Origin of the sequence: Dickeya ananatis (assembly GCF_019464615.1) — a bacterium.
GTDB classification, from domain to species: domain Bacteria; phylum Pseudomonadota; class Gammaproteobacteria; order Enterobacterales; family Enterobacteriaceae; genus Dickeya; species Dickeya oryzae.
This window is the reverse complement of sequence record NZ_CP040816.1, coordinates 1575037-1598891: the sequence shown is the minus strand read 5'-3', so window position 1 is coordinate 1598891 and position 23855 is coordinate 1575037. Positions and strand designations below refer to the sequence as shown.

The window sequence follows — 23855 nt, the reverse complement described above, 5'->3', positions numbered from 1 at the left end:
GCCCGTGCAAACACAACAGTATGATTCACTTTATCTTTTCATCAACGGCCAGTGGCTGACCGCTGGCGATCGGGATACCTCCGCTGTTATCAATCCTGCCAACGGCACAACGCTCGGCCGCCTGCCACTAGCAACAAATGCAGATCTTGATCAGGCGCTCATCACCGCAGGCGAAAGTTTCCACGTATGGCGCAACACGGTGCCCGATGAGCGCGCCCGTATTATGAAAAAAGCCGCAGTGCTGATGCGCGAGCGTGCAGAACACATTGCCACGCTGATGACGCAGGAAGAAGGCAAGCCGCTTAGTGAAAGCCGTGATGAGGTCCAGCGTGCAGCCGATTATTTTGAGTGGTTCGCAGAAGAAGCGCGACGGATTGATGGACGCGTTGTACCGGCTAACCGTCCCGGCGTACAGCAACTGGTAAAACGACAGGCAATTGGTCCGGTAGCCGCTTTTACCCCGTGGAATTTCCCGGCAATCACGCCGGCCCGCAAACTCTCAGCCGCACTGGCAGCAGGCTGCAGCGTGATTCTCAAACCCGGTGAAGAGAGCCCTGCTACTGCGTTGGCGCTGGCACGCTGCCTTGATGATGCTGGTTTACCCAAAGGGGTACTGCAAATTGTCTTTGGCGTTCCCGACAAGGTTTCCGCAAAGCTTATTGCTTCGCCGATTATCCGCAAAGTTGCCTTTACTGGTTCCGTTCCCGTCGGACGATTACTGTCTGAACGCGCCGCTGCAGGCGTTAAACCTATTTCACTTGAGCTGGGCGGTCACGGACCGGTGCTTGTCTTTGAAGATGCAGATATTGAGGAAGCGGCAACGGGCGGAGCAGCAAACCGTTTCCGTGGTACAGGGCAGATCTGTATTTCCTCGACGCGTTTTCTTGTGCAGCGCAACGCTTACGAACGCTTCGTGCAGCGCTTTGTTGAAGCCACTGAGAGCCTTGTCATTGGCGATGGTATGGAGCCAGGCACTCAGGTTGGCCCGCTAGCTAACGAAAGGCAACTGGAGAAAATGGCTGCGCTGGTTGAGGACGCCGTCGCGCAGGGGGCCACTGTACTGACAGGAGGAAAGCGTATTAACCGTCCTGGCTTCTTCTTTGAACCCACCGTACTGGCAAACGTGCCCATGAGCGCCCGTATTATGCATGAAGAGCCTTTTGGCCCGATTGCCATCATGCGTCCGTTCGACACCATCCAGGATGGTCTGGAAGAAGCAAACCGACTGCCTTACGCCTTGTCTGCCTACGCCTTTACCTCCAGTGCGCGTACCGCACTGGAGGTAGGAGATGGACTGGAAGCCGGGATGATTGGCATTAATCAGTACCGCATCATCGCCACAGAGCTACCGTTTGGCGGCATGAAAGACAGTGGGCATGGCTCAGAAGGTGGACGTGAAGGGATCGCGCCGTATCTGACCAATAAATTTATCAGCCAGATCTGAATTTTTGTCGGAGATGATCATTATGAAACCCATTGACTTTACCAGCCCACGCGCAGCAGCCCGTCCGTTTACACCTAAGCTGGCTGATTTTGTAGAACATCCGCTTTATTCAGACGTCTGGGCCGATCCGGCGCTGACTCCCCGCGATCGCAGCCTGATTACCATCGCCTGCCTGATTGCGCTGAATCACGCAAATGAATTACCTGCGCACCTTCGTCGCGGCATTGAAAACGGCCTGACCGAGTCAGAGTTGAGTGAAGTGATAACACATCTGGCATTTTACGCCGGTTTCCCGGCGGCAATCACCGCCTCTGCTTACGCGAACGCTACGTTTTCAGAAAGCAAATAACGACACATCACCCGTCTGCTGACTAAAGGCGGGCGACAGAAAACCCCTTGCTCAAAGGTACAGATGAACATGAAAGCCATTACATTTGAAGAATTTGGTACGCCGGACGTGCTGAAAGTGGCAGAGGTGGAAAAACCTCTGCTGCGCCGGAATGACCTTCTGATACGAACCCATGCTGCCGGCGTAAATCGTGCAGATCTGACTCACCGTAAAGGGGGGTATGGCCGCCCTGATTTTGGTGATTCAACCATTATGGGGCTGGAGGTTGCCGGTGAAGTTATTGCGGTCGGTGATGCAGTCGACAGCTACAAGCCTGGTGATCGCGTAATGGGAATTGTCGGCGGCGGTGCGTATGCAGAATTTTCCCGCATCGATTACCGGATGGCGATGCCCATTCCTGATGGGCTCGACTATATTCAGGCCGCAGCTATTACCGAGGTGTTTGTGACTGCGCATGAAGCCCTGATACACCTGGGCAAACTAAAAGCCGGGGAAACTGTACTCATTCACGCAGGGGCTGGCGGGGTTGGCGGTGCGGCAGTACAACTGGCGCATGCTACCGGTGCCACCGTTTTTACAACGGTAAAGGCGAGCAATCAGGAGCAGGCCCGCAAGTTAGGTGCGGACTGGCTAATTGATTATGAGAAGGAAGACTTTTCAGAAGTAATAAACAAATTAACGGATGGTAAGGGAGTGAATCTTATTCTGGACTTTATTGGTGCGCCTTATTTTGAACGCAACATCAATACGCTCGATTTTGGCGGACGTCTTATCCAGATTGGCATAATGGGCGGTATCGATAACGCAAAAATTCCACTCGACCGACTCTTATACCGGCATCTCCAGATTACGGGCACGGTAATGAAATCACGCTCACAGGATGTTAAGCATGCGATGTCCCGCAGATTCCGTGAACACTGGCTTTCAAGCTTTGAAAAAGGTGTCCTGAAACCCGTTATTGACAGCGTTTATCCCTTGTCAGAGGCCGCTGCTGCTCATCAGCGCATGGAATCAGGTCTGAACGTAGGAAAAATCGTTCTGAAAATGGAATGATCGCATAGAGCGGGCATTACCTGGGTAATGCCTGCCCTCTTCCTGTAGCTAAATTTCCGGGCTGACTTAACAGCTTTGCTTCAGACCCTGAATCTGACTGGTTATTTGCACTCAGACTGGGCACTTCCGACAGGGCCGCTTTCCCTTGGGCAAGCCGCATATAAAGGAGTCAGCGAATCGGTAATCTGAAACCGAAAGCTATATTAGAATTTCTCGCCGGAAGCGAAGTCAGTTCTGAAGCCCCACTAAAACTCAGTTAATCATAGATTTAGAATAGAAGACATCCGCTCCGGACGCGAGGCAAGCTGTAGGACTGTGAGGTCTGCCATGAGCGAACAACGGAAGTTATCCGCTCACGGATAAGGGTGGTTCGTAAGCGCTCCAAATTGAACGCTTCGAATTACCGAAACACTTAGCTTTTAAGTGCCGCAAGGATTGTGGCTTCCATTTTCTCCGGAGTAGTGAACGGTGCAAAACGCTTGAGCGGTTTACCGTCGCGACCGATCAGGAACTTAGTGAAGTTCCATTTGATCCGTCCACCCAGCACGCCGGGCAATTCGTTTTTCAGATAACGAAACACCGGGTGTGCGGCGGTTCCGTTGACCTCTACTTTCTCGAACATCGGGAAGCTCACACCATAGTTAATGTGACAGGTCCGCGCGATGTCGTCGGCGTTGCCGGGTTCCTGTTTACCGAACTGGTTGCAGGGGAAACCCAGCACCACCAAACCCTGGGCGGCATATTTCTGGTAGAGCGCTTCAAGGCCGCCGTATTGTGGCGTGAAACCGCAATGGCTGGCGGTATTAACGACCAGAACCACCTTACCAGCGTAGTCAGCCATCGGGATCAGCTGGCCGCCCAGACTGGTGGCTGTAAATCGGTGAAAGGTAGTCATATCGGAATCCTCAAAGCAGAACCAGTTCGACGCCGACATTGCCACGTAACGCGTTACTGCCGGAGCATGGGCCGTGGCGAGTAGATTCTGTTCCTGATGGCGTGGCAGGCCTGGAATCGTGTGCGATACATCTTTGCAAAGCCGAACGAAAAGAACAACCAACAGGCGACCTTTGTCCTGCTCTCCCTGATTAGCATAGTGTGAAGTTCATTGAGCGCGTTTGGGTACGAAACCAAATATCGTGTCATCACCAGACTGTCAGAGCGGACATCAGTGCTGTCCGCCGATTGCTCAGGGCTAAATGTGAATAACTACAACCGAATCATGACCGCTGCGGTGATGCAAATTTTGCAGCAATCATTTCAGATGTGGGTTGTATTCCCCCAAGACTCCACTGCTCTGGTTCATGCTCGTCAATTCGAATCCATACCGAACGCCGAAACTCAGGATCGCCTTTCCCCTCAATTTCAACAATAAGGTCAGTCATACGACGTAGAAGTTCATTTTTTTGCTCCGGGCTCAAAATCCCTTTAATGGTTTGCACATTAACGAAGGGCATTGTATTCTCCTTAACCTGCTGGGTATTAAAATCATACTTAGGTTAAGAGGCAAATGGACACATGTCAAAAGATAATTCCTTACCGTACTTGTTACCTGAACTTTGCGGGCTTGCCGCGGCAGCAGAACTACTTGGAGATCAATGGATTTTGTTGATTCTAAGGGAAGCCTTTTACGGGGTTAATCGCTTTGAAACGATACGTGCACATACAAAAATTACGAAGCAGACATTGGCAAACCGATTAAAAAAAATGACTGAACTCGGTCTACTTTGCAAAATCCCCTATCAGGAAGAAGGTACACGTGAACGCTATGAATATGTTCTCACCCCCAAAAGCCGATCGCTGGCACCGCTTCTTTTTTCCCTAATGGAATGGGGACATAAAAATATATTGCATGATGAACCACATATTTCCTTAGTTGATAAAAGTACAGGGGACGTAGTGCACAGTGCATTTGTATCAACAAGGGGGAATATCGTTGATGCTAAAAATCTCAAGATAGTGGCTTTCAAACGTTAATATGTCTACTAACGTTATTCTCGCTGGTCTCGTTCGCTAATTAAATGCCTGCATTTGATGTCCGCCTCTGGAACCGCGCAGATAAGCCTCTCGGGCTGAGAGGCTGCTCTGAGCGATGAGCAGAAGTTATTAATTGTTATTAAAGCTGTTGGACTAATTCTTGCCGGAGACGTATTCGGTCCCCCACTTCCATTTCGGCCCGTAAATGGCTGCAATCACTGCCCTAATCCAATCACGCTCCTGACTTATACCGCGTCCGACTCGCGCGCATCGTCGAACCGTTTATGTGCTTCGGCGATGGTGAAACGGTTATCGTTTGCCCAATTCACAAGCGCCATCACCGGCACTAACAGCGTCCGGCCCAGTTCGGTGAGTTCGTACTCGACTCGTGGCGGAATGGTCGGATAGATCGTCCGGGTGACAATACCGTCGCGCTCCATACCACGCAAAGTCAGCGTCAGCATGCGTTGGGAGATGCCTTCAATACCGCGCCTTAACTCGTTGAACCGCAGCTTTCCATTAGCCAGCGAAGCAATAATGTAGAGACTCCATTTATCGCCAATGCGATCCAGTATCTCGCGGGTGGCTTGACAGCCTCCTGTACTAGGTGCTGGCAGTGCTTCGGGCAAATTTTTGTGACTCAGTGACATGGATGTGCCTTCTTGTTAAATGCAGACAGGAATCTTAGTATCCTCTGTATCAATAGATAACCAGGGACATAAATGTTACCTGATATCTATTTTATATCACATAAGGAGCCAACATGAGCAAAATCCTGCAGATCACATCCAGTCCACGCGGGGCTGAAAGTCTTTCCACTCGCTTCGCCACTGAGATTGCCAATGGCATCCAGATGCAACTTGGCGGCTCATTGACCGTTCGAGACCTTGTCGCAAACCCGGCACCGCACATTACGTCGGCCTATATCAAGGGCCGCATGATGGCTCCTGATGTGCGCACAGCAGAAGAAACTCAGGCCGTCGAACGCGCCATGGAACTGGTTGATGAATTGCGTGCCGCCGACGTGATTGTACTCGGATCAGGCATGATGAATTTCGGTCCCTCTTCGCAGCTCAAGGCCTGGATTGACAACATCACCTGGCCGGGCATCACCTTCAGTTACGAAGCAGGCGTCCCCCGTGGACTGCTGACCGGCAAGAAGGTTTATCTGGTCACTGCCGCTGGAGGGGTATTCTCGCAGGGAGTCTATGCACCGTTCGATTTCCAGACCAACTATCTTCTGCACATGCTCGGCTTCATCGGATTGACCGACGTCGAGCTCATCCGCATCGAGGGCACAGTGCACGGCCCGGAAGCGGCACAGGCCGCCTTAGCGAGTGCAGACGAGACGGTGAAATCCTTGCTGGCGACAATGGCTTAAATTCATGAACCGGAGCCAAATTATCTTGTGTTCAGGCGCGGGTACCGGCAGTTCCAATAGTTGAAGAAGGAGAAAGCAGGCATGTTGAAAATCGACTTATATACCGAGATCACCTGCCCCTGGTGCATCATCGGTCAATATCGTCTCGACAAGGTTCTGAAAGAGCGCTTTCCCGAACTTGCGGTTGACATTCATCATCATCCTATCCTGCTGATGCCTGACGCCCCTGCTCAGGGATTATATATCCCCGACTTGCTTTTTAAGCGATACGGCGTAACCAACCCGAAGACTTTGTTTGCCCGGGTCGAAGATGAAGCCAGTGCGTCTGGACTTGACCTCGATCTTGGGCGGCAACGTTATACCTATCCGACACAGGCCGCACACGCGATCATCATGGCAGCGGGAGAGCGCGGTCGCGATCACCGAAGCTTACTTCCTGCATGCGAAGAATATTGGCAAAGCGGATGTATTGGCAGACATCGCCATATCTCATGGTTTTGAACGCGATGAAGCGCTTGCTATTGCGCATGATCAGATATGGCACGAAAGGGTCGCGCAAGCGGCGGCTGACTCCGCCGCTGCCGGTGTTCAGTCAGTTCCATACTTCGTTTTCGGTACTCATGTGGCTATCAACGGAAGCCGCAGCGAAGATGAGATAACAGCGGCGATTGTAAACTGCTCCCCATAAAGTTACATCTCTCCATGTTATCCACGTCCGCTCCTGGCACAAAGGGGACAGGCCGATGCGTAAAGCGTCTGCTATGAGCGAGGAGCTGAAGTTCGGAATGCATACTTACATCGATGCGTCTTAAGCAAAGGGGAGCAGGTCAAATCGACTCATTATACAATCAAGCCAGCTAAGTGCTTGTAGGGTCCATCCAATACATCTAACCCCATATGTTTAGCCAATGCTATAGCTTCATCATATTCAGTTTGGCTAAGCTGTACTTCATACTCACAAATATGTTCGCATAAGATTTCAAAGGCTAATGGTTCTTCGTTAAAGTTTATATAGTCCAAAGCACCTTCAAGTAGAAAAGGCTCTAATCTACCTTCAAATGCCTTTCCAAAATTCCTTATTCGATTAGCAAACATTTTTTAAAATTCCTCAATTGACTGCTCTCCATAAATTAGCATATATCAATGTCTGCTTTTGGCTGTGAGTTCAACAGGTCGATGCAACGCTATCCTTAATCGAAGGGGGACGTTGCCATGAAACGAAGAACTCGCATCTACTACACACCAGAACAAAAGGCGATTATCTGGGACAGATATAAGCGAGGTGATTCCCTGCATGATATCGCCAGAATGTTCGACAGATATCATTCTTCTATTATGCCTACTATCCACCAGACTGGTGGATACCGTCCCCCTGTCCGAAAGCGGCACCGGTTAGCGCTTTCGCTTGATGAAAGAGAGGAGATATCCAGAGGATTGGTAGCAAAACGCAGCATCAGGGACATCGCTGTTAAATTATCAAGAGCTCCTTCAACGATTAGCCGCGAGATCAGGAGGCACGGCGGTGCAAAACAATATCGTGCAGCAAAAGCCGATACTGCTGCGTGGGAAAATGCTCTGAGACCAAAACCCTGCAAGCTAATCGAAAGCCCCACGTTGTGTAAAATCATCGCAGAGAAGATGCATCAGGACTGGTCGCCGGAACAGATCGCCGGTTGGCTGAAACGCTGTTATCCGGATAGTCAGGAAATGCATGTGTCACACGAAACGATATATAAAACGCTTTTTATACAAACCCGGGGGGCGTTAAAAAAAGAACTGCAGCAATGCCTCAGAAGCGGAAGAGTCGTGCGTAGATCCAGAACATCATCGCTTAAAGGGAAAGGATTAGGGTCAATCCCGGATACGATCTCTATCAGCGAAAGGCCACCTGAAGCAGCTGACAGAGCCATACCAGGTCACTGGGAAGGTGACCTGATCCAGGGCTCTAAAAACTCCTATATCGTCACCCTCGTAGAACGTCATTCCCGTTTTGTTATGCTGGCCAAAGTCAGGGACAACAAGACCATAACGGTTATATCTGCACTCATCAGACAAGCCCGGGAATTACCTGCTGAGCTTTATAAAACATTAACATGGGACCGGGGTGCTGAAATGACCAGCCATACCCGGTTTACCGTAGCCACAGATATTCAGGTTTACTTCTGCGATCCTCAATCCCCCTGGCAACGCGGCTCAAATGAAAATACAAACAGATTACTCAGACAGTATTTTCCAAAAGGAACTGACTTATCAGTTCACAGCCAGCAAAGACTAAACAGTGTTGCCAGGCAGCTCAACGAGAGGCCAAGAAAAACGCTAGACTATGAATCACCCGCAGAGCGTTTTAACCAATGTGTTGCATCCATCAGTTGAACTCACAGCACTTAGCGGACCACCAGAAATAATCACGCAAGCACCAATACTGAATCAAAACCAATCACAATCCAATAAATATACCCGATTGATAAAACCCCCTATCATCCCGACGATAACGCGTTATAAAAAAAAGCCCCCAACCATCAGGTCAGGGGCTTTTCAATATCGACACTCACATCACATTAGAATGCAGCGGCAAAAATCTCGACGATTTCCGCGTGAGTAGCTTTTTTCGGGTTAGTCAGGCCGCAGGCATCTTTCAGCGCGTTATCGGCCAGGATGTTGAAGTCTTCTTCTTTCACACCCAGGTCTTTCAGGCCTGCCGGAATACCAACGTCACGCGCCATCTGGCTGATGGCCTGGATAGCCGCTTCCGCCGCCTGCTGGTCGCTCAAACCGGCGACATCCACACCCAGTGCGACGGCAACGTCTTTCAGGCGCGGTGCAGCAACGGTGGCGTTATAACGCTCAACGTGCGGCAGCAGTACCGCGTTACACACCCCGTGTGGCAGGTTGTAGAAACCGCCCAGTTGGTGCGCCATCGCATGCACATAACCCAGTGACGCGTTATTGAATGCCATACCGGCCATGAACTGGGCATAGGCCATCTGTTCACGCGCGACCATGTTTTTACCGTCTTTCACGGCGTCACGCAGGTGGTCACGAATCAGTTCCATCGCTTTGATCGCGACCGCGTCGGTAATCGGGTTGGCGGCGGTCGACACATAGGCTTCGATAGCATGGGTCAATGCGTCCATCCCGGTGGCGGCAGTCAGTGATGCAGGCATGCCGACCATCAGCGCCGGATCGTTGACGGACATCACCGGTGTCACGTTTTTATCCACGATCGCCATTTTCACGTGGCGCGCTTCATCGGTGATGATGCAGAAACGGGTCATTTCAGAGGCCGTCCCCGCCGTGGTGTTGATGCCGATCAGCGGCAGTTGCGGTTTGGCAGAGACATCCACGCCTTCATAGTCCGCAATTTCGCCGCCATTGGCCGCCAGCAGAGCAATCCCTTTGGCGCAGTCATGAGAAGAGCCACCACCCAGCGATACAACGCAATCGCTGTTGTTCGCTTTGAGAATTTTCAGGCCTGCATCCACGTTGGCCACAGTCGGGTTCGGCTGCACGCCGTCATACACCTCACTGTCGACCTGATATTTCTTCAGCAGTTGCTGCACGGAAGCCGCAACACCAATCTTGTTCAGCACGCCATCCGTTACGATTAACGCGTGTTTGAAACCCTGCAACTGAATCTGCCTTGCCGCTTCCTCTAATGCCCCTTCGCCCATCAGGTTTAAGGCTGGAATGTAAAATGCGCTGCTCATAGATCACCATCCATTTATTACAGAGTTTTAACTTGAATTCATCCTAGCATTGACATTTTTCAGTAAAATTGACCCAGAACAAATTTCTAACATTCTTTAACCCCTGAAGTGAGAAATCATTCTTTTGTTTCATATGCACTGATAACTGACTGTTATTTTAGTAAATAACCATTTCATATCGTGAAATTATATTGCCGCTAACATAATCAGCCACCAGACTGACGCAACACGTGCATTACAATTCGTTTACACAAGAAATGATGCTGATGCGAAACCTTTTCGGGTAAAACGAGCAAGGCGAACAATAACCCCATGATGAAAAGTCGTTGACGATAAGACGGGATGAGAGGTGATAAAAATTATTTTGAATCAGCTTGATAGGTAATTTTTAGACTGATGGGTCGCACAGAGACAACGCCGCCGTCGTCAAGCGGCGTTGTTTTGCAGAGAAACGGCTGAATTAGTGGCGGTTTCTGACCAACTGATAACGGCGGGTCAGATACTCAATCGGCGCGCTCCAGATATGCACCAGACGGCAGAATGGGAATAGCAGGAACAACGTCATCCCCAATACCAGGTGTACCCGGAAAATGAAGGCCACATCATCCAGATAGGCAGATGCACCACCACGGAAAGTGACGACGGCCTGCGCCCAGTTAACCAGCTTCATCATTTCGCTGCCATCCATATGCTGGGCAGAGAACGGGATGGTCAACAACCCCAACGCCGCCTGAATCACCAGCAATGTCAGGATCAGAATGTCACCGGTGGTGGAGGTGGCGCGGACACGCGGGTTAGTCAGCCGACGTCTTAACAACAAGATACCGCCAACCAGCGTCAACAGACCGCAAGCACCGCCACCGAACATCGCCATTTTCTGTTTTACGTCCAACGGCAGGAAAGATTCGTACATCCAGTGTGGCGTCATCATGCCCACAAAATGGCCGCCCAGTACGCCAAGAATGCCGATGTGGAACAGGTTAGACGCCAGCCGCATGCCTTTTTTATCCAGCATCTGACTGGAGCCAGCACGCCAACTGTACTGACCATAGTCATAACGCAGCCAGCTGCCGACCAGGAAAACCGCACCGGCGATGTAAGGATAGATATCGAATAAAAACAGATTGAGGTAATGCATCAGCAATCTCCTTTGACCGGTGAAGCGTCAAGGTTCAGGTAGTGCGGTGCCACCGCGTCGGCGAACCGACGCTGATGACGAGTCTGTTGCGCCGGGGCGCAGCCCGCGTCGGCCAAAAAGCGGACCTGCTCCTCCTCCCATACGGCATCCAGCGCCTGCGGCGTGTCGTCGCGTGCTTCTTGCGCTACTTTCTCCGCCACCGCGTCGCTTGACGGCTCGCACGCCGCCAGCGTCAGTAACAACTCCAGCAACAGGGCATAGTCACTGTCGCGCTGGCGTAAGCGCTCCGCCAGCAGCGTCAGGATCGGCGCAATATCACGCAATCCATCACGCGCGGCCTGCGGTTCACGCAACGTCAAATACTCCAGATACAGCGGCAGGAAATCCGGCAGTTCACGGCAGTCCAGCTCCAGGCCGACCTCACGGTATTGCGCCAGCAAGTCCACCATCGCCTGACCACGCTCACGCGACTCGCCATGGACGTGTTCAAACAGCAGCAATGACAGCGCACGACCGCGATCAAACAGCTCGCTGTAGCGCGCCTGCCGGTCCAGCAGGTCGCCCTGATAAAAGTCGCCGATGAACTGCAACAACTGCGCGCTTTGGCGCAGCGGCAGCTCGTCAGCCTGCTCCAGCGCCTCCAGCATGTCCTGGCGCTGTTGCCACAGCTCCGCATCCGGGTACTCCAGCAGCCGGGCGATAACACGAAGGCTGATCATGACTTGTTCTCCTGCATCCGCCGGCTCATGTTCTGGGTTTTGCTGGTGACGTCGATAGCGTCAATGCGGCGGCTGTTAAACAGGTTGAACGAGGAATCGCTACCGTGGCAGCCGTCGCCGAAACTAAAACCACAACCATGCGCTTCCGGGAAGGCTTCACGCGCCAGCTCACGGTGACTGGACGGCACCACAAAGCGATCTTCATAGTTGGCGATCGCCAGATAGCGGTACATCTCTTCGGCCTGCGATGGCGTCAGCCCCACCTGCTCCAGCGCGCTGGTATCGGTGACCTGCTCGACGGTTTGCGCACGCTTGAAGTGACGCATCGCCAGCATGCGACGCAATGCACGCAGCACCGGACGGGTATCGCCCGCTGTCAGCAGGTTCGCCAGATACTGCACCGGGATACGCAGGCTTTCGACGTCAGGCAAGACACCGCTGTGCGCCAGGTTACCCGCATCGGCTGCCGCCTGAATCGGTGACAACGGCGGCACGTACCACACCATCGGCAGTGTGCGGTATTCCGGGTGCAGCGGCAGCGCCAGTTGCCACTCCACCGCCAGTTTGTACACCGGCGATTGTTGTGCGGCTTCAATCACGCTGAGCGGAATGCCGTCACGTTGTGCCTGAGCAATCACCTCGGGGTCGTTCGGGTCGAGGAAAATGTCTAACTGACGGCCGTACAGATCGGTTTCATTCTCCGTGGAGGCCGCCTGTTCGATACGGTCGGCATCGTAGAGCAGGACACCCAGATAGCGGATACGACCCACGCAGGTTTCCGAGCACAGCGTCGGCATGCCGGATTCGATACGCGGATAACAGAAAATACATTTTTCTGATTTGCCGCTCTTCCAGTTGAAATAGATTTTCTTGTACGGGCAGCCGGTCAGGCACATGCGCCAGCCACGGCATTTATCCTGATCGATCAGCACAATGCCGTCTTCCGCGCGCTTGTAAATCGCCCCACTCGGACAGGTAGCGACGCACGCTGGATTCAGGCAGTGTTCGCACAGTCGCGGCAAGTACATCATGAAAGTGTTTTCGAACTGTCCGTACATGTCTTTCTGCATGTCGTCGAAGTTCTTGTCCTGCGAGCGTTTGCTGAACTCACCACCCAGATCATCTTCCCAGTTCGGACCGTTTTCGATCTTCTCCATGCGCTGGCCGGTTATCAGCGAACGCGGACGTGCCACTGGCTGATGCCGACTTTCGCCGGCACGTTGCAGGTGTGCGTAGTCGTAGTCAAACGGCTCGTAGTAGTCATCCAGCGCTGGAACATCCGGGTTGGCGAAAATCTTCGACAACACCCCCACACGGTTACCCATGCGCGGTTCCAGTCGACCATTGATCTTACGGATCCAGCCGCCCTTCCATTTTTCCTGATCTTCCCAGGCATGCGGGTAACCGGTGCCGGGTTTGGTTTCCACGTTGTTGAACCAGGCGTATTCCACCCCTTCGCGGCTGGTCCAGACGTTTTTACAGGTCACCGAACAGGTGTGGCAGCCAATGCATTTATCCAGATTCAGCACCATGCCGACTTGTGAACGAATTTTCATCAGGCTTTCTCCTGCAGATGAGGTTGCACATGGGAAGACGGGTCGTCATGGCTGTCCTCATCCAGCCAGTCGATACGGTTCATCTTACGCACCACCACGAATTCATCGCGGTTAGAACCGACGGTGCCGTAGTAGTTAAAGCCGTACGCCAGTTGGGCATAGCCGCCAATCATATGGGTTGGTTTCGGGCAAACACGCGTCACGGAGTTATGGATACCGCCGCGCTGGCCGGTGATTTCAGAACCCGGCAGGTGCACCAGTCGCTCCTGCGCGTGGTACATCATGGTCATCCCTGCCGGAACACGCTGGCTTACCACCGCACGGGCCGTCAGCGCACCGTTGGCGTTAAATACTTCTATCCAGTCGTTATCGACGATGTTCAGCTCGCGGGCATCATCCTCGCTCAGCCAGACGATCGGACCACCACGGCTGAGTGTCAGCATCAACAGGTTTTCACTATAGGTAGAGTGAATCCCCCATTTCTGATGCGGCGTCAGGAAGTTGAGCGCCTTCTCCGGGTTACCGTTCGGTTTCTTGTTCAACAACGGCTGAGCAGCACGGGTATCTACCGGTGGACGGTAAACCAACAGGCTTTCACCGAAGGCACGCATCCACTCATGATCCTGATACAGTTGCTGGCGACCGGAAATCGTGCGCCACGGAATCAGCTCATGCACGTTGGTGTAACAGGCGTTGTAAGACACATGCTCGTCTTCAAGGCCAGACCAGGTCGGGCTGGAGATGATCTTGCGTGGCTGCGCCTGAATATCCCGGAAGCGAATTTTCTCATCCTCTTTCGGGTGCGCCAGATGGGTGTGATCACGCCCGGTCACCTTGCCCAGCGCATCCCAGGCTTTCACCGCCACCTGACCGTTGGTTTCCGGTGCCAGCGACAGAATCACTTCAGCCGCATCAATGGCACTGTTGATTCTCGGACGACCCGCCGCTGCGCCCTCTTCCTGCACCCGGTTCAGGCGCTTGAGGAAGTCCACTTCATGTTGAGTATTCCAGCTAATACCTTTACCACCGTTGCCGAGTTTATCCAGCAGCGGGCCGAGTGAGGTAAAGCGGGCATACAGGTTCGGGTAATCGCGTTCCACGGTCATAATGTGCGGTGCGGTTTTACCCGGAATCAGGTCACATTCGCCTTTTTTCCAGTCTTTCACACCCAGCGGCTGCGCCAGTTCGGCGGCGGAGTCGTGCTGAATCGGCAGCGTGACCACATCGGTTTCTACCCCAAGGTGACCCTGACACACGCGAGAGAAGGTTTTCGCCAGCCCTTTATAGATTTCCCAGTCGGTTTTCGACTCCCAGGCTGGGTCGACTGCCGCCGACAACGGATGAATGAACGGATGCATATCCGAGGTGTTCATGTCGTCTTTTTCATACCAGGTGGCGGTCGGCAACACGATGTCGGAATAGAGGCAGGTACTGGACATACGGAAATCCAGCGTCACGACCAGATCCAGCTTGCCTTCACCGCCTTGTGCGCGCCATTCCACTTCTTCCGGCGTGACCGCACCCTGCTCGCCCAGGTCCTGTCCCTGAATACCGTGCTCGGTACCCAGCAGATACTTCAGCATGTACTCATGGCCCTTACCGGAAGAACCCAGCAAGTTGGAACGCCAGATAAATAGGTTACGCGGGAAGTTTTGCGGGCTGTCCGGCTGCTCAGCGGCAAAACGCAGACGACCGGCTTTCAGTTCCGCTACGGTGAAATCCTGCGGTGACATACCGGCGGCAGCAGCCTGTTCGGCGATACGCAGCGGATTAGCTCCCAGTTGTGGTGCGGAAGGCAACCAGCCCATGCGCTCAGCGCGCACGTTAAAATCAATCAAACTGCCACTAAAGCGTGATGAGTCTGCCAGCGGCGACAACAATTCCTGCGGTGCGACGGTTTCATAACGCCACTGGCTGGAATGGTTATAGAAGAACGAGGTGCTGTTCATGTGACGTGGCGGACGCTGCCAGTCCAGACCGAACGCCAGCGGTAACCAGCCGGTTTGCGGACGTAGTTTCTCCTGGCCGACATAGTGTGCCCAGCCGCCGCCACTCTGCCCGACACAACCGCAGAAGATCAGCATGTTGATGATCCCGCGGTAGTTCATGTCGAGGTGATACCAGTGGTTCATACCGGCACCGACGATGATCATCGACCGTCCGTGGGTTTTGTCGGCGTTGTCGGCAAATTCACGTGCGATGCGGATGATGTTCTGCCGTGATACGCCGGTAATCTGCTCGGCCCACGCCGGGGTATAGGCCTTGACCTGATCGTAATCACTGGCGCACTGTGCGTCATTCAAGCCACGATCCACACCGTAGTTAGCCAACGTCAGATCAAAGACGCTGGTCACCAGCCCTTCCTGACCATCAGCCAGCGTCAGGCGTTTCACCGGCAGTTGATGCAGCAGCACTTCATCGAGCGCGACGCTGGCAAAGTGTTCACTGGTTGCACCGCCAAAATACGGGAAGCCGACGGACACCACCTCATCATGGTGGCCCAGCAAGCTCAGTTGCAGGTTAACATCACGTTGGGAGCCCCCTTCGCGCTGTTCCAGATTCCATTTGCCTTGTTCACCCCAGCGATAGCCGATAGAACCCTGCGGTGCCACCAACTCGCCCGTGGTTTCATCAATGGCGATGGTTTTCCATTCCGGGTTGTTTTGCTGGCCCAGATTCCCCACCAGGTCGGCGGCACGCAATAAACGCCCGGCGGCGTAGCTGCCATCAGCACGCGGTTCCAGCAACACCAGCATCGGCATGTCGGTATAACGGCGCACGTAGTCGGTGAAGTATTGACGCGGTTGCTTGAGATGGAACTCGTTGAGGATCACGTGGCCCATTGCCAGCGCCAGCGCGCTGTCAGTACCTTGTTTCGGGTTCAGCCACTGATCACACAGTTTGGCGATTTCGGCATAATCCGGGGTAATGGCTACTGTTTTGGTGCCTTTGTAACGGACTTCAGCAAAGAAATGCGCATCGGGGGTACGGGTCTGCGGTACGTTGGAACCCCAGGCAATAATGTACGACGAGTTATACCAGTCGGCCGATTCCGGCACGTCGGTTTGCTCGCCCCAGGTTTGCGGTGAGGCGGGCGGCAGGTCGCAATACCAGTCGTAGAAACTCAGGCATACCCCGCCCATCAGCGACAGGTAACGGGCACCGGCGGCGTAAGACACCATCGACATCGCCGGGATCGGCGAGAAACCAATCACCCGGTCCGGGCCAAAGGTTTTGGCGGTATACACGTTAGCGGCAGCAATCAGCTCATTCACTTCCTGCCAGTCGGCACGGACAAAACCACCACGACCACGGACTTGCTTGTATTCTTTCGTTTTATTCGCATCGCCAACAATCGACGCCCAGGCATCTACCGGGTCAGCATGGTGACGACGCGCTTCACGCCACAGCTTCATCAGGCGCTTACGCATCATCGGGTATTTCAGGCGGTTAGCGCTATAGAGATACCAGGAGTAACTGGCACCGCGTGGGCAGCCGCGCGGTTCATGGTTCGGCAGATCAGGCCGGGTGCGGGGGTAATCGGTTTGTTGCGTCTCCCAGGTGACCAGCCCGTTTTTGACGTAAATCTTCCAGCTACATGAACCGGTACAGTTGACGCCATGCGTCGAACGCACCACTTTGTCATGTTGCCAGCGGCTACGGTAGCCATCCTCCCAGTCACGGTTGGTATTCAGTGTCTGGCCGTGATCACCGGAAAACGGTTCGGCCACCTGTTTGAAATAGCGTAACCGGTCAAGAAATTTGCTCATCCGGACTCTCCTGCTGCGGAACCTGACGGTTCCTGTCGTTATAGAAGTACACGTGGGTATTGCTCACTACGGTGCAGGGTAGCCAACTGAATAAGTATCAGAATTGACAGCGATCAAGCCCTCAGGAGCCGGTTTATGGTGGGGTTCGGGAAAATACCACCTTGGTGGTAGCAGAAAAAATCCAGATAATTAACTGATAAAAAAGGAAATATTGAGGATTGAAATGATAAGGTCAGGTGACATTTGCTCATGGAGACTCTTTGGAGGTAGTAGAATGCCATCGGCCACGTAGCCGGGCGTTTTACCTCCTGTTTGCCTTTGGTTCATCCAGCATCAGTCTGATGCTGATAAATCCTGCACCAGAAAATCCAATAGCGTGCGCAGTGTAGCAGGCATATGACGCCGCGACATGTAACACGCGTAAATACCCAGTGTCTGTGTCTGGTAATCCCCCAGCAGCGGCACCAGCTCTCCGGCATTCAGCCCGGTACGCACGACAAATTCCGGCAAACAGGCGATCCCCTCGCCCGCCCGAGCCGCTGTCAGCAGCACCAGCGTGTCATTGGCCACCACGCGTCCCGACACCATGACACGGTGCTGCGCCCCGCTCTCCCGGTGTGTAAAGCGCCATTCCCGCCCAAGACGGATATGGTTAAGACAATTATGCCGCACCAGATCGTTCGGCGTGGCCGGCGGAGCATGGTGCGCCAGATAATCCGGTGACGCGCAGACCACCGATGCACAGCGCCCCAGTGGTTTGGCTATCAGGTTAGGATCCGGTGAGTTCGTCACGTCTACCGCCAGATCGATACGCTCTTCCGCTAGCTTGATGGCACGATCTGTCAGTATCAGTTCTGTTGTAGTACGAGGGTAACGAGCGCGATAGCGCCCCAGCGCTTGCGCCAGATAAGACTGCCCGAACGACACACTGCTTGCGACCCGGATCACGCCGTGCGGTTCCGTATTACCACTGCTGGAAAGTGCCGCCATGTCCTCAGATAACGCTAAAATCTGACGGCAGCGCACCAGCATGTCGTTACCGACGCTGGTCAACCCCAGACTGCGGGTTGAGCGATGCAGCAACCGCACCCCTAACCCGTGTTCCAGTGCGGCAATGTAACGTGTGGCCATTGAGCGCGATATATCCAGTTTATTCGCCGCTGCGGTCAGACTTCCCAGGTCTGCCACCGCTACAAATACCTGCATCGCAATAAGACGATCCATAGCGCCCCTATTGAGCGATATATGCAACAAACTATGGCTGATTCTAGGGTTTATTCGTTCACTTCAGGAAGCAATAATAATCATCAATAATCCAAAATAACCCTATGAGACTGATTATGCTTAAGAAATACCTCGCGTTGTATTTTACCTTCGGGTTGCTGACCACACCGGTCACCGCCACGCTGGCACAAACGTCGCCGTCTTCCGCTGTCCCGGCCGCATCATCACTGGCGGGTTGCCCATCCGACGCCATTAACGCGCGTTTTGTCGAGTTCGGCCGCACCGGGCGTATGCCACCAGACCTAAACCGTTGGTTAAACGATCCACAGGCCCAGGCGATTACACCGTATAAAGCGTTCGATAATGTCTATTTCGTCGGTGTGTGCTGGGTGTCCGCCTGGCTGGTCAAAACCAGTGCAGGCCCGGTGTTGATCGATACCTTGCATGAACCCTATGTCGATCAATTACTGGCTAACATCCGTCAGGTTGGCGTTGATCCGGCGGATATCAAATTGGTATTGATGACACACGGACACTTCGACCATGTCGGTGGAGCCTATAAGATCAAAGCCCTCAGTCAGGCTCGATTTGTTATGACACAGCCAGGCTGGGACGAAGCACTAGAGGGTGCCAAACAATCGCAACACACCCCCCATCCCTGGAAAATGCTTGACCACGCCGATATCGTGGCGCATGACGGGCAAACCTTCACGGTCGGTGATACGACGTTTTACGCTTATGCCACCCCCGGACATACCTGGGGAACGACCTCTTACGCCTTTGACGTCAACGATGGCGACAAGACCTATCGAGCCATCACCATCGGGGGAATGGGGCTGAATGCGATAGAAAACGCCCGGCAGGTCGAAGCCTACCTTGCCAGCATTGAGCGGATAAAACGCCTGATTACCGACCCGCAGCATCCAATCATGGTCCACCTCACGGCCCACCCGTTCAATACCGGTTTAACGGAAGCGAAAGAACGCCTGAAAACACGCAAACCAGGAGACCCCCACCCGCTGGTGAATCAGGCGGCGTTAATTAAACAAATGGACAGCGCCTATCAAGAAGCGGAACAGCGACTGGCGGACGAGCAGAAAAAAGAACGAGGAAACAAGCAGTAAATCGAACTGACATATGCCTGATAGCAGCCAGGCAGAAAAGCGGGAAGGCGTCATGTTGAATACACCGAGCCGGGACATCTCACCGGCTCGGTATCATCACCCGCTGGACTACGCGCGGGCTTTACGTCCGTAACACAGCCAGGTGATCAACACACAGGCAACGTAGAACACCACAAACACCTTCATGGCTCCGGCAGGTGAACCGGTCAGCGCCAGCGATGTACCAAACGCTTTCGGAATGAAAAAGCCGCCGATAGCACCGATAGCGGAGATAAACCCTAACGCTGCGGCGGTATCGGTCACCGCGCTACGCTGCGCTTCCTCAGTATCACCACCTGCGGCTGTTACCCTTTCCATCGTCATACCACGGAAGATAACCGCGATCATCTGGAAGGTGGAGCCACTTCCCAGCCCGGCTGTCAAAAACAGCAGCATGAAAATGCCGAAGAACATCAGGAAGGAACCCGGCTGATTCTGACCCGGCAATGCGGTGAACAGCAGCAGTGACAGGATAGCCATCAACACAAAATTAATCAGTGTCACCCGCACACCACCGAAGCGGTCCGACAGCATGCCCCCCACCGGACGCGCCAGCGCACCAAGCAACGGCCCGAAAAAGGCGTAATGCAGGATTACCACATCCGGGAACTGGGTTTTCGACAGCATAGCGAAACCGGCGGAAAAACCGATAAACGAGCCGAACGCCGACAGATACAGTACGCTTAAGATCCACAGATGTGCGCGTTTCAGTACCGGCAACTGCTGGCGCAGTGAGGCTCTGGCGGTGGAGAGATCATTCATACCGAACCAGGCCGCCGCCGAAGCGATAAGCAACAACGGTACCCATACCCAGGGCGCATTCTGCAGCCAGACCTGGCTGCCATCCGGCTGAACGATACCTTTACCCGTGAAACTCAGTACTGGCAGAAAGATCACCACCGGCACCAGTAACTGCATCACGCTAACGCCCAGATTGCCAAACCCGCCATTTAACCCCAGCGCACCACCCTGCTGTGCTTTCGGGAAAAAGAAGCTGATATTCGCCATGCTGGAAGCAAAGTTAGCGCCAGCGAATCCACACAGCAGCGAAATAATGATAAATACGTTGTACGGTGTCTGTGGATCCTGCACGGCAAACCCCAGCCACACACACGGAATCACCAGAATCAGCGTACTGAAGGTGGTCCAGCGGCGTCCGCCTGCCAGCGGAATAATAAATGAATACGGTACCCGCAATAATGCCCCGGATACCGATGGTAATGCCGTCAGCATAAACAGTTCATCGGTACTGAAATGGAAACCGACTTTGTTCAAATTGACGGCCACTGTGCTGAACAACATCCAGACACAGAAAGCCAACAACAGACAAGGAATGGAAATCCACAGGTTACGTTGCGCGATACCACGCCCCTGTTTTTGCCAGAACTGTACATCCTCCGGGCGCCATTCCCGGATAACAGTCTGCCGTGAAGCACCTGGCGTAATGGTTGACTGCGTCATAACAAGCCTCGGTCAGAAAAATACCCCTATCACTACGCGCCACATTAGAGGGTATGACCGAAGCAAACTTGATATACATCAACAGCTTGTTGGGTAAAAAAATGCGCTGATTTAACACCCACTCCCAAATAGGTAAGTCGCTATGACCAGTTAATGGTGTCGTTTCATCATGTTATGACCATTAACTCCGTCACGGTACTCACCACTACCTACCAATGGAAATTGTGGAGTAACCCTTTGTGGGTATAGGGTTACTTCTGGAAATAAGAAAAAATGCCGTGGTGTGGCATGAATGGATTTCGACACTGAATCCACGATAGCTAACCGGCGTCGGTCAGAATCAAGGTAACCTGTCTGACCCGCAGTCTATTCTTTAGCATACACATGTGTTTCCACTTTCGTCACAGGCGGTTTCCCTCATGTTAAGACGCTTTCGGCTTCCACTCTCACTGGTCAATCAGGTGGCGTTGTCCATGCTACTGCTTGGCCTGCTGGGTATTGCTGGTATGGCGATATCAAGCTGGATGTCACAAAGCATTCAGGGCAACGCACACGCCATCAATAAAGCCGGTTCTCTGCGCATGCAAAGTTACCGGTTATTGTCGATGGTGCCGCTTAGCGCGGGCAGCGACCATTATCTGCAAGAGCTGGAGCGGGATGAAAACGACAACGATCTGCGTCAGGCGGTCATACGCGAGGGGCTAAGCGAGCAACTCACCACGCTGCAACGTTACTGGGCCGATCAATTGAAACCAAGTCTACGTCAGGCAGAACGTCCGGCGGATGCCGCCGACGCTGTCGCGGATTTTGTCCACCATCTGGACGCGCTGGTACTGGCTATCGACCAGAAGACAGAAGCGCACCTGCGGCTGGTGACGCTGGTACAGCGCATGTTTATCGTCATCATGCTGTCGCTGTTGGTGCTCACCTTTTTCTATCTGCGTCACCGGCTGCTGACCCCCTGGCGCAAGTTGCTGTCGATGGCTCAAGCCATCGGTCAGGGTGAATTTCACCAGCGGGTGACCCCGCACGGCCAGGATGAAATGAGCACGCTGGCACAAGCGCTAAACAACATGTCGGATGAACTGTCGACGATGTACCGCGACCTGGAACAACGTGTAATCGAAAAAACCGCTGATTTACAACAAAAAAACGACACCCTGGCGTTTCTTTATCGTTCCAGTCGCCGCTTGCATACCAATGCGCCGCTGTGTAGCCGCTTGCTGCCCGTGCTGGATGAACTCAGCGCGTTGATGCCGCTGACCGGCATTCAGTTACAGTTGTATGAAGATAACCATCAGGCGCATGTCACTCCTTCCAGCCTGACTGTCATTCCCAACCCTGACACCTGCCCGGACAGCGCCTGTCAGCGTTGTGCACACTTTTCAACCCGGATGACGTATGAAGGCAAACCCGTAAGCTGGAATCTGCATGACAAGCTCGGTCACTACGGTGTGGTGCTGGCACGACTGCCGGTTCACCAACATCTGACCCCCGACCAACACCAGTTGCTCAATACGTTACTGGAGCAGCTAACCAGCACACTGGCGCTGGAACGGCAATCCAGCCATCAACAACAACTGATGCTGATGGAAGAACGCGCCACCATCGCCCGGGAGTTACACGACTCGATTGCCCAGTCGCTCTCTTGTCTGAAGATTCAGGTTAGTTGCCTGCAAATGCAGCACACCGCGCTGACACCAGAAATACAACAGCAGTTGGACGCCATGCGCGATGAAATCAATACCGCTTACCGGCAGCTACGTGAATTACTGACCACTTTCCGTTTGAAGCTGTCAGAATCCGGCCTGCTGGCAGCATTACGATCCACCGTGGAGGAGTTCAATCAACGGCTCGGCTATGACATCGTGCTGAACTACCAACTGCCACCGCAGGCCGTCTCTGCCCACCAAGGGATCCACCTGTTGCAGATCGTGCGTGAGGCACTGAGCAACACCTATAAACATGCACAGGCGACAGCAACCAGCATTACCCTGAGTCAACAGCAAGGGTATATCGAGCTGCGTGTGCGCGATAACGGCATCGGCATCAGTGATGACAACCGTCGTACCAACCACTATGGTCTTATCATCATGCGCGACCGCGCCCGAAGCCTTCACGGCGACTGTACTGTTCAACGTCTTGTTTCCGGCGGCACGGAAGTGTATGTCCGTTTTCAGGCCGACTCTCGCCAGCCCCCCGTATTATCAGGAGAAAACCATGACTAATGACGCCTCTACCGTACTGCTTATTGATGACCATCCGATGCTACGCAATGGCGTCAAACAGCTACTCAGTATGGCGCCAGACCTGTGTGTGGTCGGTGAGGCCAGTGAGGGGGAACAGGGTGTGACGCTGGCAGAACAGCTCGACCCGGACCTGATCTTGCTGGATTTGAATATGCCGGGCATGAACGGGCTGGAAACGCTGGCCCGCCTGCGGGAAACCTCGTTATCCGGGCGCATCGTGGTATTTACCGTGTCGAACCATGAAGAAGACGTGATCAGCGCCTTTAAAAGTGGAGCCGATGGCTATCTGCTAAAAGATATGGAACCGGAGGACCTGCTGGTCGCGCTTCATCAGGCAGCGGCGGGGAAAATGGTACTCAGTGATACCCTGACGCCGGTTCTGGCAGCCAGCCTGCGCGAGACACGCAGCACGGATACCCGTGATATCCAGCAATTGACCCCGCGAGAAAAAGACATTCTGAAGCTGATAGCCCAAGGGTTGCCCAACAAAGTGATCGCCCGCAAGTTGACGATTACCGAAAGTACGGTAAAAGTACACGTCAAACACCTGTTGAAAAAAATGAAGCTGCGCTCACGCGTAGAAGCGGCAGTCTGGGTAGTACAAGAGAAGATTTTCTAACCGACGGCGGCCCGTGCCGCCAGTCATTCTGTTATCCGCCATCATCGC

General features: G+C 53.5%; 20 protein-coding genes and 1 pseudogene. 10 read left to right on the top strand and 11 right to left on the bottom strand.

The genetic code is table 11. The features are described 5' to 3' along the window. The first annotated feature begins 4 nt into the window (after positions 1-4). The 3 genes from FGI04_RS06945 (at position 5) to FGI04_RS06935 (ending at position 2846) form a co-directional block, all read left to right on the top strand. Entirely contained in the window at positions 5-1444 is a 1440-nt protein-coding gene (locus FGI04_RS06945; RefSeq protein WP_407321477.1) for an NAD-dependent succinate-semialdehyde dehydrogenase, read from the top strand. A 22-nt stretch (positions 1445-1466) separates the two neighbouring features. Further along, on the top strand, positions 1467-1793 hold the full coding sequence (locus FGI04_RS06940; RefSeq protein WP_407321478.1) for a carboxymuconolactone decarboxylase family protein: 327 nt from the start codon (positions 1467-1469) through the stop codon (positions 1791-1793). Positions 1794-1862: 69 nt separating this feature from the next. After that, entirely contained in the window at positions 1863-2846 is a 984-nt protein-coding gene (locus tag FGI04_RS06935; RefSeq protein ID WP_407321479.1) for an NAD(P)H-quinone oxidoreductase, read from the top strand. Positions 2847-3258: 412 nt separating this feature from the next. Here FGI04_RS06935 and FGI04_RS06930 read toward each other — a convergent pair whose 3' ends face one another. Continuing rightward, a complete protein-coding gene (locus tag FGI04_RS06930) occupies positions 3259-3741 on the bottom strand; it encodes a glutathione peroxidase (RefSeq protein ID WP_342701293.1) in 483 nt (160 codons plus the stop codon). Positions 3742-4063: 322 nt separating this feature from the next. Further along, positions 4064-4300, bottom strand: a complete 237-nt coding sequence (locus tag FGI04_RS06925; protein ID WP_038904147.1) for a tautomerase family protein — start codon at positions 4298-4300, stop codon at positions 4064-4066. 61 nt (positions 4301-4361) lie between these two features. Here FGI04_RS06925 and FGI04_RS06920 point away from each other — a divergent pair, with 61 nt between their 5' ends. After that, the gene (locus FGI04_RS06920) at positions 4362-4820 is read left to right on the top strand and encodes a winged helix-turn-helix transcriptional regulator (RefSeq protein ID WP_407321480.1); all 459 of its coding nucleotides are present in this window, start codon (positions 4362-4364) and stop codon (positions 4818-4820) included. Positions 4821-5065: 245 nt separating this feature from the next. Here the strand turns inward: FGI04_RS06920 and FGI04_RS06915 are convergent, their stop codons facing one another. Next, the gene (locus FGI04_RS06915; protein ID WP_253000730.1) at positions 5066-5470 is read right to left on the bottom strand and encodes a winged helix-turn-helix transcriptional regulator; all 405 of its coding nucleotides are present in this window, start codon (positions 5468-5470) and stop codon (positions 5066-5068) included. A gap of 113 nt (positions 5471-5583) precedes the next feature. Between FGI04_RS06915 and FGI04_RS06910 the strand changes: the two genes are divergently transcribed. Together FGI04_RS06910 and FGI04_RS06905 are read left to right on the top strand one after the other, a co-directional pair. After that, complete coding sequence (locus FGI04_RS06910) at positions 5584-6201, top strand: FMN-dependent NADH-azoreductase (protein WP_407336486.1); 618 nt, start codon at positions 5584-5586, stop codon at positions 6199-6201. Positions 6202-6282: 81 nt separating this feature from the next. Next, a pseudogene (locus tag FGI04_RS06905) lies at positions 6283-6889 on the top strand (DsbA family protein). A gap of 152 nt (positions 6890-7041) precedes the next feature. On the opposite strand, the gene FGI04_RS06900 reads toward FGI04_RS06905, so the two are convergent. Continuing rightward, positions 7042-7296, bottom strand: a complete 255-nt coding sequence (locus tag FGI04_RS06900) for a MafI family immunity protein (RefSeq protein WP_407336485.1) — start codon at positions 7294-7296, stop codon at positions 7042-7044. Between the two features lie 117 nt (positions 7297-7413). Between FGI04_RS06900 and FGI04_RS06895 the strand changes: the two genes are divergently transcribed. Then, positions 7414-8574 (top strand): IS30 family transposase, encoded by a 1161-nt coding sequence (locus tag FGI04_RS06895; RefSeq protein WP_407336483.1) that lies wholly within the window; start codon positions 7414-7416, stop codon positions 8572-8574. A 185-nt stretch (positions 8575-8759) separates the two neighbouring features. Here FGI04_RS06895 and yiaY read toward each other — a convergent pair whose 3' ends face one another. The 6 genes from yiaY to FGI04_RS06865 form a co-directional block, all read right to left on the bottom strand. After that, the gene (gene yiaY, locus FGI04_RS06890) at positions 8760-9908 is read right to left on the bottom strand and encodes an L-threonine dehydrogenase (RefSeq protein ID WP_342701015.1); all 1149 of its coding nucleotides are present in this window, start codon (positions 9906-9908) and stop codon (positions 8760-8762) included. Between the two features lie 460 nt (positions 9909-10368). Then, positions 10369-11046, bottom strand: a complete 678-nt coding sequence (gene narI, locus FGI04_RS06885; protein ID WP_407336482.1) for a respiratory nitrate reductase subunit gamma — start codon at positions 11044-11046, stop codon at positions 10369-10371. Continuing rightward, a complete protein-coding gene (narJ, locus tag FGI04_RS06880) occupies positions 11046-11765 on the bottom strand; it encodes a nitrate reductase molybdenum cofactor assembly chaperone (RefSeq protein WP_038904134.1) in 720 nt (239 codons plus the stop codon). The genes narI and narJ overlap by 1 nt, the downstream gene beginning before the upstream one ends. Further along, positions 11762-13321, bottom strand: a complete 1560-nt coding sequence (gene narH / locus FGI04_RS06875) for a nitrate reductase subunit beta (RefSeq protein WP_168365800.1) — start codon at positions 13319-13321, stop codon at positions 11762-11764. The genes narJ and narH overlap by 4 nt, the downstream gene beginning before the upstream one ends. Continuing rightward, positions 13321-17091, bottom strand: coding sequence for a nitrate reductase subunit alpha (locus FGI04_RS06870; protein WP_407339918.1), 3771 nt, complete (start codon positions 17089-17091; stop codon positions 13321-13323). The genes narH and FGI04_RS06870 overlap by 1 nt, the downstream gene beginning before the upstream one ends. Before the next feature lie 333 nt (positions 17092-17424). Beyond that, positions 17425-18315, bottom strand: a complete 891-nt coding sequence (locus tag FGI04_RS06865) for a LysR family transcriptional regulator (RefSeq protein ID WP_407339920.1) — start codon at positions 18313-18315, stop codon at positions 17425-17427. A gap of 116 nt (positions 18316-18431) precedes the next feature. Between FGI04_RS06865 and blaCAR the strand changes: the two genes are divergently transcribed. After that, positions 18432-19439, top strand: coding sequence for a CAR family subclass B3 metallo-beta-lactamase (gene blaCAR / locus FGI04_RS06860; protein ID WP_407336481.1), 1008 nt, complete (start codon positions 18432-18434; stop codon positions 19437-19439). 108 nt (positions 19440-19547) lie between these two features. Here the strand turns inward: blaCAR and FGI04_RS06855 are convergent, their stop codons facing one another. Then, positions 19548-20939 (bottom strand): NarK family nitrate/nitrite MFS transporter, encoded by a 1392-nt coding sequence (locus FGI04_RS06855; RefSeq protein WP_168365804.1) that lies wholly within the window; start codon positions 20937-20939, stop codon positions 19548-19550. Positions 20940-21358: 419 nt separating this feature from the next. Between FGI04_RS06855 and narX the strand changes: the two genes are divergently transcribed. Both narX and narL read left to right on the top strand, forming a co-directional pair. Beyond that, positions 21359-23167: a nitrate/nitrite two-component system sensor histidine kinase NarX gene (gene narX, locus FGI04_RS06850; protein WP_407336480.1), complete on the top strand. Its 1809-nt coding sequence runs from the start codon at positions 21359-21361 to the stop codon at positions 23165-23167. Beyond that, complete coding sequence (gene narL, locus FGI04_RS06845; protein ID WP_012884498.1) at positions 23160-23807, top strand: two-component system response regulator NarL; 648 nt, start codon at positions 23160-23162, stop codon at positions 23805-23807. Before narX ends, narL begins: the two co-directional genes overlap by 8 nt. The last annotated feature ends 48 nt before the right edge of the window (positions 23808-23855 follow it).